The organism is Halorarum halophilum (genome assembly GCF_013401515.1).
Lineage (GTDB): Archaea > Halobacteriota > Halobacteria > Halobacteriales > Haloferacaceae > Halorarum > Halorarum halophilum.
Genome location: NZ_CP058529.1, coordinates 3,598,184 through 3,610,465, shown reverse-complemented (window position 1 = coordinate 3,610,465; position 12,282 = coordinate 3,598,184). Strand labels below are relative to the sequence as shown.

General features: G+C 69.0%; 13 protein-coding genes. 7 read left to right on the top strand and 6 right to left on the bottom strand.

Annotated elements, in window-relative coordinates:
- The first annotated feature begins 229 nt into the window (after positions 1-229).
- The 4 genes from glpK (at position 230) to HUG10_RS18000 (ending at position 4,472) form a co-directional block, all read left to right on the top strand.
- Positions 230-1,771: a glycerol kinase GlpK gene (gene glpK, locus HUG10_RS18015; protein ID WP_179170884.1), complete on the top strand. Its 1,542-nt coding sequence runs from the start codon at positions 230-232 to the stop codon at positions 1,769-1,771.
- A 1-nt stretch (position 1,772) separates the two neighbouring features.
- Entirely contained in the window at positions 1,773-2,894 is a 1,122-nt protein-coding gene (locus HUG10_RS18010) for a hypothetical protein (RefSeq protein WP_179170883.1), read from the top strand.
- A 151-nt stretch (positions 2,895-3,045) separates the two neighbouring features.
- Positions 3,046-3,888 (top strand): polyprenyl synthetase family protein, encoded by an 843-nt coding sequence (locus tag HUG10_RS18005; protein ID WP_179170882.1) that lies wholly within the window; start codon positions 3,046-3,048, stop codon positions 3,886-3,888.
- Positions 3,889-4,169: 281 nt separating this feature from the next.
- On the top strand, positions 4,170-4,472 hold the full coding sequence (locus HUG10_RS18000; protein ID WP_179170881.1) for a hypothetical protein: 303 nt from the start codon (positions 4,170-4,172) through the stop codon (positions 4,470-4,472).
- 82 nt (positions 4,473-4,554) lie between these two features.
- Here HUG10_RS18000 and HUG10_RS17995 read toward each other — a convergent pair whose 3' ends face one another.
- The 4 genes from HUG10_RS17995 to HUG10_RS17980 form a co-directional block, all read right to left on the bottom strand.
- Positions 4,555-4,947 (bottom strand): hypothetical protein, encoded by a 393-nt coding sequence (locus tag HUG10_RS17995; RefSeq protein ID WP_179170880.1) that lies wholly within the window; start codon positions 4,945-4,947, stop codon positions 4,555-4,557.
- Positions 4,948-5,242: 295 nt separating this feature from the next.
- Positions 5,243-6,199 (bottom strand): electron transfer flavoprotein subunit alpha/FixB family protein, encoded by a 957-nt coding sequence (locus HUG10_RS17990; protein ID WP_179170879.1) that lies wholly within the window; start codon positions 6,197-6,199, stop codon positions 5,243-5,245.
- Entirely contained in the window at positions 6,196-6,987 is a 792-nt protein-coding gene (locus HUG10_RS17985; protein ID WP_179170878.1) for an electron transfer flavoprotein subunit beta/FixA family protein, read from the bottom strand. Before HUG10_RS17985 ends, HUG10_RS17990 begins: the two co-directional genes overlap by 4 nt.
- Positions 6,988-7,128: 141 nt before the next feature.
- Positions 7,129-8,313 carry a helix-turn-helix transcriptional regulator gene (locus tag HUG10_RS17980; protein WP_179170877.1) on the bottom strand — a complete coding sequence of 395 codons (1,185 nt, stop codon included), beginning with the start codon at positions 8,311-8,313 and terminating at the stop codon, positions 7,129-7,131.
- Between the two features lie 102 nt (positions 8,314-8,415).
- Here HUG10_RS17980 and HUG10_RS17975 point away from each other — a divergent pair, with 102 nt between their 5' ends.
- The gene (locus HUG10_RS17975) at positions 8,416-9,723 is read left to right on the top strand and encodes a DUF7096 domain-containing protein (protein WP_179170876.1); all 1,308 of its coding nucleotides are present in this window, start codon (positions 8,416-8,418) and stop codon (positions 9,721-9,723) included.
- A gap of 42 nt (positions 9,724-9,765) precedes the next feature.
- Positions 9,766-10,230, top strand: a complete 465-nt coding sequence (locus tag HUG10_RS17970; RefSeq protein ID WP_246310186.1) for a type IV pilin — start codon at positions 9,766-9,768, stop codon at positions 10,228-10,230.
- Positions 10,231-10,278: 48 nt separating this feature from the next.
- Here HUG10_RS17970 and HUG10_RS17965 read toward each other — a convergent pair whose 3' ends face one another.
- A complete protein-coding gene (locus HUG10_RS17965; protein ID WP_179170874.1) occupies positions 10,279-10,956 on the bottom strand; it encodes a methyltransferase domain-containing protein in 678 nt (225 codons plus the stop codon).
- 136 nt (positions 10,957-11,092) lie between these two features.
- Between HUG10_RS17965 and HUG10_RS17960 the strand changes: the two genes are divergently transcribed.
- Complete coding sequence (locus HUG10_RS17960; protein ID WP_179170873.1) at positions 11,093-11,812, top strand: creatininase family protein; 720 nt, start codon at positions 11,093-11,095, stop codon at positions 11,810-11,812.
- 24 nt (positions 11,813-11,836) lie between these two features.
- Here the strand turns inward: HUG10_RS17960 and HUG10_RS17955 are convergent, their stop codons facing one another.
- Positions 11,837-12,280: a DUF5790 family protein gene (locus HUG10_RS17955; RefSeq protein ID WP_179170872.1), complete on the bottom strand. Its 444-nt coding sequence runs from the start codon at positions 12,278-12,280 to the stop codon at positions 11,837-11,839.
- Positions 12,281-12,282 lie beyond the last annotated feature (2 nt).

The following is a 12,282-nucleotide window of genomic DNA, read 5'->3' as shown; positions in this document are numbered from 1 at the left end:
ACCGGCACTCGGCCTGTGGCAGTAACTCAGAATGGACGACAGGAACTCTCCGCTCCACCCCTCCCCCGGTTCGTCGTGAATCCCTCGATTTCGTGCCATAGAGCTGACCGGCGGGGGAATTTTTATAACGATAGTCCACACTGTTTACTGTCAACGCGCCCCCGACAGTAAACGGCGGGTTGCGCGGTCGGACGTGACGTCCGACTCGATCGAAATCACGGGAGAATCCATGACACAGGACACCTACGTTGGCGCGGTCGACCAGGGCACCACCGGAACCCGATTCATGGTCTTCGACCACGACGGGGCGGTCGTCGCCAACGCGTACGAGAAGCACGAACAGATCTACCCCGAACCCGGCTGGGTCGAGCACGACCCGATCGAGATCTGGGAGAACACGAAGTCCGTCATCTCGGAGGCGCTCCGTGAGGCCAGTCTCGACCCCGACCAGCTCGAGGGGATCGGGGTGACGAACCAGCGGGAGACGACGATGCTGTGGGACGCGGACTCCGGCAGGCCCGTCCACAACGCGCTCGTCTGGCAGGACCGCCGGACCACGAGGCGCGTCGAGGAACTCGAGGACGACGGACGCGTCGAGGAGATCCGCGAGAAGACCGGGCTCGAACCCGACGCGTACTTCTCCGCGACGAAGGCCGAGTGGCTGCTCGACAACGCGGACCCCATCAAGCTCCAGCGGTCGCGCCCGGAGGACATCCGCGACCGCGCGGCGAGCGGGGAGATCCTCTTCGGCACCATCGACTCGTGGATCGTCTGGAACCTCACGGGCAACCACATCACGGACGTCACGAACGCCTCGCGGACGATGCTGTACAACATCCGCGAGACTGAGTGGGACGACGACCTCCTCGCTGAGTTCGACGTCCCCCGGGAGATGCTGCCCGAGGTCCGCCCGTCCAGCGACGACGACTACTACGGCTACACCGACGCTGACGGCTTCCTCGGCGCCGAGGTCCCCGTCGCGGGCGCGCTCGGCGACCAGCAGGCGGCGCTGTTCGGGCAAACCTGCTTCGACGAGGGCGACGCGAAGAACACCTACGGCACGGGGTCGTTCTTCCTGATGAACACCGGCAACGAGGCCGTCAAGAGCGACCACGGCCTCCTCACGACCATCGGCTTCCAGCGCTCGGGCGAGCCGGTCCAGTACGCCCTCGAGGGCGCGATCTTCATCACGGGCGCGGCGATCGAGTGGCTGGAGGACGTCGATCTCATCGACAACCCCGCCCAGACCGCCGAACTCGCTCGGTCCGTCGACTCCACGGACGGCGTGTACCTCGTCCCCGCGTTCACGGGGCTCGGCGCGCCCCACTGGGACCAGCGCGCCCGCGGCACTATCGTCGGGATGACCCGCGGGACGGGCAAGGAACACATCGTCCGCGCGACCCTGGAGTCCATCGCGTACCAGACGCGCGACGTCGCCGAGGCGATGGAGGCGGACTCCGGCATCGAGATGGGGACGCTCCGCGTCGACGGCGGCGCGGTCAAGAACAACTTCCTCTGTCAGCTCCAGTCGAACATCATCGGCACGGACCTCGTCCGGCCGGTGGTCGACGAGACGACCGCGCTCGGTTCCGCGTACGCCGCCGGCCTCGCCGTCGGTTACTGGGAGACCGTCGACGAGCTCCGCGACAACTGGCAGGTCGACCGGGAGTTCACGCCCGAGATGGACGCCGAACGGGCGGACAGGATGTACAGCCGATGGGACGACGCCGTCGAGCGCGCCAAGGACTGGGCGCGCGACGAGGAGGAGTAGTATGGTCGCGGTCGCCCCCCTCCAGGTCGTCTTCGGACTGACGACCACGGACATCCTCGTCCTGCTCATCGCCTCGTTCGCCGGGGGCGCATTCGGCGCCTCGCTCGGCGCGCTGCCCGCGTTCATCTTCACCGGCTTCATGGTCATCGCCGGGGAGGCCGCGAACGTTCTGGCGGCCGAACTCGCGGGCGTCGGCGTCATCGACAGCACCGAGGCGCTCTCCGTCGGCATCACCGGCTCCGTCGGGTTCGGTCCCGTGTTCGGCCCCCACGTCGCCTTCGCGGGCGGCGTCGCCGCGGCCGCCTACGCGGCGAAGAAGGGCTACATGGACACCGGCTTCGACTACCACGAGTCGAAGAACATCGCCCATGCGCTCGGGACGAAACCGGACGTCCTCGCCGTCGGCGGCCTGTTCGGCATCGCCGGCATGCTCATCCGGCAGACCTCGGCCGGCCTCGGCGCGCCGTGGGACCCCATCGCCATGGGCGTCGTCCTCTCGGCGCTGTTGCACCGCGTCGTCTTCGGCTACTCCATCATCGGCTCCGTCCGGTCGGGCGGCATCATGGACCTCAGCCCGTTCGAGCGCGACGAGATGCGCCAGACCGCGGAGGGTGGCGAGGCCATCGCCGACGGCGGCGCGCGGACCGACGGGGGAACCGCCGTCAAGCAGCGCCTCGTGGTCGAGCCCTGGCTCCCCCACCAGTACAAGTGGTCCGGCGTCGCGATGATCGGCCTCGCGGTCGGCATCCTGGGCGCGTACATCGGGCTCGTCACGGGCAGCTACTTCCTCGGGTTCGGCATCAGCGCCGCGACGCTCGTGTTCCTGAACTGCGGCGTCGACCAGATCCCCGTCACGCACCACATCACCCTGCCCGCGAGCACGGCCGCGCTCGTCTGGGTCGGGCCGTCGAACCCCGAGGTCACCGTCGGCGCGCTCCTCGTCGGCACGGTGTTCGGCATCCTCGGGGCCCTGCTCGGCGAGGTGTACGAGCGCATCTTCTACGCGCACGGCGACACCCACTGGGACCCGCCCGCGACATCCATCGTTACGACCACGTTCGTCATCGCGCTCCTGTACTTCGCCGGCGTCTTCGCGACCGCCGGCTGGGTCCCGATTCCCTGACGTCGAGACCCCGAACTCCACCCTTCTCGCCCCCGGTACGACCCCGATTCTGCCACACCAGTCCATCCCGTCGACGCCGCACTTCGTCCGGGGAGCCTTCGAGGAGTCGCATTCGGTACCCTCTTTGGTCCCCCACCCCGACGGCGGTGTAATGGAGTACCTGGAGCGCCGGGTCGCGATGGTGGACGACCGGCTGGCGGAGGTGACGGGGTCGGTCGAGCCGGCGGAGCTCTCGGCGGAGCTCGAACACGTCGCGCTCGCGGGGGGCAAGCGCGTCCGCCCCACTGTCACGCTCCTCGTCTGCGAGACGGCCGGCGGCGACCCGGAGGACGCGGTCGACTTCGCGGTCGGCGCGGAACTCGTCCACAACGCCTCGCTCGTCGTCGACGACATCATCGACCGGTCGGACGTCCGCCGTGGGACCTCGAGCGCCTGGGCGGAGTTCGGCTACGGTCCCGCCATCGTCGCCTCCGACGGCATGCTCGGCGAGGCGTTCGGGCTGTTCTCGCGGGACGAGCGGGCGATGCAGGTCGTGGCGGAGGCCATGGTCGAACTCGGCGAGGGGGAGGCAACTGAACTGGTCGCCCGGCCCACCAACGAGGAGGAGTACATGGAACTCGCCCGCCGGAAGACGGGCGCGCTGTTCCGCGCGGCCGCCGAACTCGGGGCGGTCGCCGCCGACGCGGACGGCTTCACGGTGGAGTCGTTCGGCGAGTACGCCGAGCGCGTCGGGATCGCGTTCCAGATCCGCGACGACGTGCTCGACGCGACGGCGGATGCCGAGGAACTCGGCAAGCCGACCGGACAGGACGAGGCTGTGGACCGACCGTCGCTGCTGCAGGTGACCGATCTCACCCCGGAGGAGGCCGACGAGCGCGCCCGCACGGAGGCCGACCGCGCGCTGGAGGCCCTGGAGACGGCGACCATCGAGGACTCGGAGGCGTCCGAGTACCTGCGCGACCTGGCGGAGTTCGTCGTCGTTCGGGAGCGGTGAGCGGGAGGACGGACGTCGTCCTCCCGATCCTCACGAACGCTTTTCAGCCGACCCCGAGAGGGTGGCGTATGTGACGACGTGCCCTCCTCGCCGCCGTCGGGAGTTCGGCGGCCGCCCTCACCGGCTGTGCAGCTCTCTCCCCGGTAACGTCCGCCGACGGCGTGACGGTCACCCGGGACGGCTGTCCGCCACGACACTACGAGCGAGTCTCCGAACCGTCGGACGCTGGCGTCGCGTTCGGGTACGGCGCCTCGGAGGGCTCCGACGGCTAGCAGGAGTACGTGACCCTCCGCAACGACTCGCAGCGTCCGACGAACTTCTCCGGGTACCGCGTCGGATTCGACGAGTCGGGGGGCCACGTGTTCGGGGACCCTACGCTGATTCCCGGTGAGGCAGTCCACCTCGTGACGTACGGCAACCCCTCGGTCCCCGGTACGGCGGAGTCGTGCCCACGATACGGGCGACGATACGACTTCGACCTCGACGAGCCGGTACTCCGAGACGGGGCGACGACGGTGTCACTCGTCGCTCCGGACGGAGGCCACGTCGCCTCAAAGCGACTCGCGCTCTCGGGGGAGTCGTAACGGGGACACCGGCTTGGTACCGTGAGCGAGCCACGGATCGCTGAGCGAGCACGTGCCGCTCCCGCTCGGCTGCCCCGTTCAGTCAGAACTGCTCGGCCGTGTCGACGCCGATGACGACGCCGACCTCGTCCGCGGCGAACCGGTCGTCGCCGTCGACGGCGTCCGCGAACATGAGCCGCGCCTGTTCGGTGTGCGCCTGCCCGACCGCGGCCGCGACGTCCTCGTCGAACCCGAACCCGTCGAGCAACTCGCCCCACGTTCCCTCGTCGACGCGGTACGCCCGCACGCCGTCGACGGTCACGTACTCGGCGGACCGTTCGAGTTCGGCGTGCCGGCCGACCAGTTCCGCGTTCGTCTCGACGAGCGCGTTCGCGAGCGCGTCCGCGTCGACCGGCCGTTCCTCGACGACGCGCGCCGCGACGGCGCCGTCGATCGGTGCCTCGCCCGTCCCCGGTGTCGAGTCGTCGTCTCCCATCGGTGGTACGCGGGACGAGGGATGCCAGCGGTTTCGTGTTTCCGGCCGGTCGTCATCGGTTTGTCGGATTTTCTGGGTAACAGCCAGGACCCCGTGTTGCACCAGTGTCAGTACCGCGAGCGAGGCCGACGGCCTCGCTCGTGGAGTTTTGGCATTACGGGAAATCGAAGATTTCCCGTCAGCAGTGGGATTCCGAAGGAATCCCACAGCATGAACGGGTTTTTGGCGGGGGTCGACGAGCGAGCGAAGCGAGCGAGGAGGCCCCCGTGAAAAAGAGGTTCCTGGGAGAAGTTCCTCAGGAGAATTGCTCGATCAGCGCCGGCACTACGTCGAACAGGTCCCCGACGACGCCGTAGTCCGCGATGTCGAAGATGGGTGCGTTCGGGTCGGTGTTGACCGCGATGATGGTCTCCGCGCCCTTCATCCCCGCGACGTGCTGGACGGCCCCGGAGATACCGATTGCGAGGTAGACGTCGGGCGTCACCTGCTTGCCCGACTGGCCGACCTGGCGGTTCTTCGGGAGCCAGCCGTTGTCGACGATGGGGCGCGAGGAGGAGAGCGTGGCGCCCGTGATCTCGGCGAGTTCCTCGACGAGTTTGAGGTTCTCCTCCTCCTCGATGCCGCGGCCGATGGAGACGAGGAACTCCGCGTCGGAGATGTCGACGTCGCCGCCGCCGGCCTCCTCGAAGCCCTTGACGCGCGAACCCGCCGCGTCAGCGTCGAACTCGAACTCGAACGGCTCGATGGCCGCCTCGCCCGGCTCCTCCGTCGGGTTCCACTCGCCGCCGCGGATCGTGACGGCGAACGGCGTCTCCTCGACGGCGATGGTCGTCTCGACCTTCGAGGCGTACATCTCGCGAGTCGCCTCCAACCCGCCGTCGTAGTCGAAGTCGACGGCGTCGGAGACGTACGGGAGCCCCAGCGCGTTCGCGACCGCGGGAGCGTAATCGAGGCCGTTCACCGAGTTCGGCATGAGCAGCGCGGCCGGTTCGAGGTCCGCGAACAGCGCTTCGAGCGCGCCGTGGTACAGGTCGTGGTTGAACTCCGCACCGTCGGAGACGGTGTGGACGACGTCCACGCCCTCGCGGTTCAGTTTCTCCGCGAAGTCGTCCACGTTGCCGGCGATGACCGCGAGGTGGAGTTCGCCTCCGAGCGCGTCCGCGAGTTGGCGACCCGCCGAGATCACCTCGAAGCTCACGTCGCGGAGGTCGCCGCGACGGTGTTCGGCGACGGCGAGCACGTCGGCGCTCATTCGCCGACCACCCCCTTCTCCGTGAGCACGTCGGCCAACTGCGCGGCCTGCTCGTCGGCGTCGCCCTCGAAGTACACCGCGTCGGACTCCGACTCCGGCTCGTACATGCTCGTGCGCTCGATGGGCGAGGCGACCGCGTCGGCGTCGAGGCCGAGGTCGTCGAGCCCCTTCGCCGCGATCTCCTTCGACTGCGCCTGGCGGATGCCCCGCAGGCTCGCGTACCGGGGCTGGTTGAGGCCGGTCTGGATGGTGAGTACCGCCGGGAGGTCGACCTCGGTCACCTCGTCGACGCCGCCCTCCAGTTCGCGGTGGACGTGTGCCGTCGAGAGGTCCTCGGACATCTCGAGGTGGTTGACGACCGCGGCCCACTCGAAGCCGAGTTCGTCGGCGAGCGAGACGCCGGTGGCGCCGAAGCCGTCGTCGTTCGCCTGGACGCCGGTGAGGATCAGGTCGGGGTCCTCCTCCGCCGCGACCGCCGCGAGGAGTCGCGTCTTCGCCGCCACGTCGAGGTCGGCGGCGGCGACGTCGTCGTCCCAGACACGGACGGCGCGGTCGACGCCCTTCGCGAGCGCCATGCGGATCGTCTCCTCGCTGCGCTCGGGGCCGATAGTCGCCGAGACGACCTCGACGTCGTCGAACTCCTCGGAGAGCTGTACCCCGGCCTCGATGGCGTAGTCGTCCCACTCGTTGAGGTCGTACTCGAGGTACTGCTCCCCGATGTCCAGCCCGTCGATCTCGAAGTCGTCGGCGGCTTCCGCGACCTCCTTCACGGTCACGAGGATCTTCATCACACCCGAATTGCCGCGGTCGGCGGTAAATCCTTTCGAAACCCATCACCCGTCGTCCCGGATTTCTCGCGTCCCCGGGGACGGCGGACGCGATCGGCCGGAACACCCGATTCGCCGGGAGACCGCACCGGTCGACAGTCGTCAGCGATCGTCGCCGTCCGGGTCCCCGTCCTCGCCCTCCTCGTCGGGCAGCGAGATGAGGTTCTCGCGACCGAGCCGGAGTTTCTCGACCTCGCCGTCCTCCGCCATCGTCGAGAGCAGTTGTGACACCTTCGCGTCCGACCAGCCCGTCTCCTTCACGATGTCGGCCTGGCGCATCCGGCCCCCGTTGCGGTCGAGCAGGCGCTCGACGCGCTCCTCGTCAGAGAGGAGTTCGGGGGCGGGTTCGGGCGCCGGTTCGTCCGGGTCGTTCGCTCCGCTCCCACCCCCTCCCGTTCCGTCGCCCCCGTCGTTCCCGTCCGCACTCGCGGCGAGCGCGCTGGCTTCGCCCGGGGAGTCGCCGGGCGGGAGAACCTTGCTCGTCCCGCCGTGCTCTGTGTGACCGCGACCAACCCCGTTCCGCCGACGCGAAACGATGTACACGGCCGTCACGAGCAGGACGAGCAACCCCGCGGATCCGAGGAGGACCTGTGTGTCCTGCCAGAACGGCTGGGGCTGGCTCCCTGGCTCGTACGTGATCGCGATATCGCCGTCGGCGAACGTGTACGGGTCCGAGATGACGATATTCCGATTGACGATCCGGTTGCGCGCGTCGCCGACCGACACGTTGGTCGTGGTGTAGCCTGGCGGCGGCTGGATGACGACTCGCTGGCCGGCCCCGAGCGTCCGGAACCACGTCTCCTCCGACCCGCTGACGAACACGTCCCCGAGCACGTACTCCCCGGTCGATCGGCGCTCGAGGAAGTCCGTCCAGGTGAAGCGGAGGCGGAGGACGCCGGCCGTCTCGTTCCGCAGTTCGGCGGTCCGATTTACGCTCCGAACGGACATCTCGCGATTCGTCGTGTTCGAGGCCACGGAGGCGGCGTTCCGGAACACGTCCGCCGACGGTCCGGTGGAGGAGTCGCCGGACTCGTACTCCTCGGCGTACGTCTCGAAGGCGCTCTGGGCCTCCTCGTCCTCGAACCGGTAGAGGACGGCGACGGTCCAACGAGCATCGCCGTCGCTCTGGAGCGAGATGGTGAAGCTCGTCTCCGTGGCTTCGAACGGGGTCGCGACCGCCGGCCGCGGGGCGTCGTGGGCATCGCCGTCGGTGGCAGCGGACGCGCCGACGACTGTGAGTGGGGCGAGGAGGCAGAGGACCGCGAGGAGGAGGGCTACGTGCCGCATTCGTGGAATTGGTCACGGCGCCCCGGCAAAACGCTTTCCATGCCCAGAGAGGGACGAACGGGGTACGCGGTTTTTTAATGTTGGCGGTGAAAGCCGCGCCCGATGAGAGTCGCCCCCGTGGTCCTCGCCCTCCTCCTCGTCTGCTCCGCCGTCGCCGGTGCAGGGGTCGCCCCCACCCTCCAAGACGACGGTGCGGACGCGGAGACGACGCCTCCGACCGATTCACGGACCGTCGGCGTGACCGCCGTCACCGCGAACGCGACGAACGTCTCCGGCCAGCACCGCATCCTCTCGCTCCCCGAGTCGAACGTCTCGAACGCACGTATCGACGAGGCACGACTCGACGCCGGCGTCGCGGTCGACGTCGATGCCGGCGTCGCCGCAGAACGAATGGAGACCATCGCGCTCCGCCAGCGCGTCGAGGCGGCCGAGACGAACGACGAACGGCAGCGTCGCATCCTCGACGGGATGAACGAACTGGAAAAGCGGGCCGTCACGCTTCGGTCGAATCAGCGGACCGCCATCTCGGCGTACGCTGCGGGCAACATCGACGCCCGGACGCTCTACGTCCGACTGGCGCGAGTCCAGGCCGAAGCCGATGCGTTGGAACACCGACTCGAGGTACTCACCGCGCTCGCCGAGGATACCGAGGGGACCACGATCGACGGTGGTCGAACCGCGGCACTCAAACTTCAACTCCGCGAGTTCGACGGCCCAGTTCGCCAGCGTGCGAGCGGAGCGATCCGTGGCAACGAACCACCGACACGTGTCTACGCCGCCGCGAGCCGGAATAGCATCGTGTTGACGACCGTCATCGACGGCGAGTACGTGCGTGAAGTATATCGCGGCGACCTTCGGTCGCTGTCAAGCAGCACCATTCCGTACAACCTCCAGGAGAACATCACCTCGCGGAGCTACCCGGAGATCTGGGCCGAATCGGGCAGTTTGGATAGCACTGACTCCGGGGGAACAGCAGTCATCGATGTTCCGTTCGCGGCCGGACATCTCACGGCCTTCATCGATGGCGGAAGTGAACGCGTGTTCAAGGAGCACCAGCGCATTCACCTCGCGAACGTGTCGACGGGCGAGGTTCGGGAGCGGACCATCGACCTGACGCTCCGGGTCAACAGAACGTATGCGGGCGGTCCGCTCCGGATCGAGGTGCTCGACCCCGATACGGACGAACCGGTCGACGCTGCGATCCGGATCGCGACGAACGGGCAAGGGAGCACCAGGATCGGCGCGACCGGTGACGACGGGGTTCTCTGGACGGTCGCCCCGCGCGGGAACTTCGTCGTGACCGCCATCGACGAGGACTCGGACGACCTCTCGACGATCGAACTCTCGTCGGGCACTCCGCTCACCGTCGAGGACGCGTACCAGCCGAACGCGAGCGACGGCGTCTCGTAGGGAGGGCGAGCCCATTTCTACGATGACGGGGGCATGGTCCCCGTGTCGTCCGGTCGTGCCTCCGCGCCCGCCCTGGGCGTCGCACTGCTCCTGCTCGTCGCGGTGAGTCTCTCGGCCGCCGTCGGAGCCGCCGCGTTCGGTACGGTCGGAGCCACGACGTCCCCTCCGCCGACAGCGAGCATCGCGCTGGAGGTCGAGGACGGGACGCTCGCGTTCGCCCATCGCGGTGGCGACGCGCTCGACGTCCGAACCCTCCGGTTGGAGGTCGAAGTGGACGGAACAGCCCTCACCCACCAGCCGCCGGTACCGTTCTTCGCGGCGCGCGGGTTCGTCTCCGGACCGACCGGACCGTTCAACGCGGCCACGGACCCGATGTGGACCGCCGGCGAGCGTGCGACCGTGGAACCGGCGGGGACGAACGCGCCGGACATCGTGCGGGGCGCGACCGTGACGGTCGACGTCTACGCCGGCGATCACCGGCTGGTCAGGCTCACGGCGGTCGGCTGAGTGGGCGCAAGCGGACCCTGGACAGAAGGCGTGTGAGGGGCGAGCCAGTCAATCGTCGGCCGACGTGTCCGCCCGTTTCGCGCTATCTGCCTCGACGGACGGGTCGTCCTCCGGGACGGTCGCGACCGTCGTGATGGCCCGCGGTGTGCCGACGTGGCGCTGCTGGATGTAGTGGTTCATCTCCGCGAACCCCGCCTCGCGGAACATCCGCTCGGCCTCCTCAGCGTCGTAGAACAGCATGATAGCGTCGGCGAGCCGCTGGAACGGCCTCGTCTTCGGGTAGTCGGGACCGACGACGAGGACCGTGCCGCCTGGCTTCGTGACCCGACGGAACTCAGCAAGCGCGTCGACCGGGTTCGGCCAGTACTCGATGGAACCGGAGGACCACAGCTTGTCGAAACTGTCGTCCTTGAAGGGCAGCCGTTCGGCGTCGCCGCGGTAGAAGCGCACCTTCCCGTGTTTGCCGAACTTCGCGAACGCCTGCTCCATCTGCCCCATCGACTGGTCGAGGGCGTGGACCTCGTCGACGTGGTTGAGCAGGCCCTCGGTGGCGAAGCCGGTACCGGAGCCGACGTCAAGCACCCGGTCGTCGCGGTCGGCGTCGAACCACTCCAGCGCCCGATTGCGCATCCGGTCGTCCCAGACGTACGGGTTGACCGTGTCGTAGATCTTCGAGAAGTACTTGTAGAACAGGCGTGCCCTGGCCTTGTCCTCGAGGATTCCCATTGGCGGGAGTTCTCACCGGTCGGTCATAATGCCCACGGGTCGCGAGCGGCGTCCCCGGCCGGAGGGGGCGCGTGAATCCGAACGGTCGACACAGACGACCGCCGGGCTACAAGTCGGTCGGGGCCCCACGGCCGCCATGGAGCTGACCGAGGCGACCTGGACCGAGGTGCGAGCGGCCGCGCCCGACGCCGCGCTCCTCCCGGTCGGGAGCACCGAACAGCACGGTCCCCACGCGCCGCTCGGAACCGACTCGCTGACGGCCCAGGCCGTCGCCAACGCCGCCTCGGACCGTGCCGGAGACGGGGTCGTCGTCGCCCCGCCGGTCCACGTCGGCGTCGCCGAGGAGCACCGGGCGTTCGACGGGACCCTCTGGGTGTCGCCGGATACCTTCCGCGCGTACGTCCGCGAGACGGTGGAGAGCCTCGCGTACCACGGCATCGACCGGGTCGTGCTGGTGAACGGTCACGGGGGGAACCTCGAGGCACTGGCCGAGGTCGCCCGCCGCGTCTCGCGCGACGGGTCGACCGGCGCCTACGCGGTCTCGTTCACCTGGTTCAGGGCCGTCGGAGAGCACTCCGCGGAGATGGGCCACGGCGGGAAACTGGAGACCGCGATGCTCCGACACGTGGCGCCGGGACTTGTTCGCGAGGAACGGATCGACGAGGCGCGCGAGGGCGGGACGGATCGGTGGGGGAAGTGGGTCCGCGGCGTCAACCTCGCGCACGACAGCGACGAGTTCACCGGGAACGGCGTGGTCGGGGACCCGGGTGCGGGGGACGCGGCGCTCGGTGGCGAGCTGCTCGACCGGGCGAGCGACGCACTGACCGAGGTGCTCGCGGCGGTGCGAGAGCGGTAGACCGGACGTCGAGCGGCGCGGGGACTACGCCTCCGCCTCCTCCGCGTCGGCGTCGTCCGCCTCCGCGTCGGCGCCCTCGGCGTGCGCCTCCTCGAGCTGGCTCCGGAGTCCGGGGATGGTGCTCGTGAGTTCGCCCACCTGTTCGTGGGCGTCCTCGATGGTCCCGAGGAGCTCCGTCACGTCCTCGATCTCGGCCGCGAGTTCCTCGTCGTCCTCGAACGCGCCCGCGCGTTCGCCCATGACGTAGCTCTTCTTCGCCTGGCGGAGCTCCTCGGTGGCGTCGCCCGTGTCGAGGGCGGAGCGGAGCCCGTTCAGCGCGCCGAGAACGTTGTCGGCGTCGGTCTCCCACACCGCGTCGGCCGTGGGGAGCGCCGCCTTGGCGTTCCGGAGGTGCTCCTCGACGTCCGCGCGGGCCTCCTCGGTCGCCTCGCCGAACAGCTCGTCCTCGTCGAACGTGGTCTGTGCCATAC

Coding starts and splice junctions, on each gene's coding strand:
- HUG10_RS18005 (WP_179170882.1), top strand. CDS start 3,046: ATGGAGTACCTGGAGCGCCGGGTCGCGATGGTGGACGACCGGCTGGCG.
- HUG10_RS17985 (WP_179170878.1), bottom strand. CDS start 6,987: ATGAAGATCCTCGTGACCGTGAAGGAGGTCGCGGAAGCCGCCGACGAC.
- HUG10_RS17955 (WP_179170872.1), bottom strand. CDS start 12,280: ATGGCACAGACCACGTTCGACGAGGACGAGCTGTTCGGCGAGGCGACC.
- HUG10_RS17995 (WP_179170880.1), bottom strand. CDS start 4,947: ATGGGAGACGACGACTCGACACCGGGGACGGGCGAGGCACCGATCGAC.
- HUG10_RS17990 (WP_179170879.1), bottom strand. CDS start 6,199: ATGAGCGCCGACGTGCTCGCCGTCGCCGAACACCGTCGCGGCGACCTC.
- HUG10_RS17960 (WP_179170873.1), top strand. CDS start 11,093: ATGGAGCTGACCGAGGCGACCTGGACCGAGGTGCGAGCGGCCGCGCCC.
- HUG10_RS17965 (WP_179170874.1), bottom strand. CDS start 10,956: ATGGGAATCCTCGAGGACAAGGCCAGGGCACGCCTGTTCTACAAGTAC.
- HUG10_RS17980 (WP_179170877.1), bottom strand. CDS start 8,313: ATGCGGCACGTAGCCCTCCTCCTCGCGGTCCTCTGCCTCCTCGCCCCA.
- HUG10_RS17975 (WP_179170876.1), top strand. CDS start 8,416: ATGAGAGTCGCCCCCGTGGTCCTCGCCCTCCTCCTCGTCTGCTCCGCC.
- glpK (WP_179170884.1), top strand. CDS start 230: ATGACACAGGACACCTACGTTGGCGCGGTCGACCAGGGCACCACCGGA.
- HUG10_RS18010 (WP_179170883.1), top strand. CDS start 1,773: ATGGTCGCGGTCGCCCCCCTCCAGGTCGTCTTCGGACTGACGACCACG.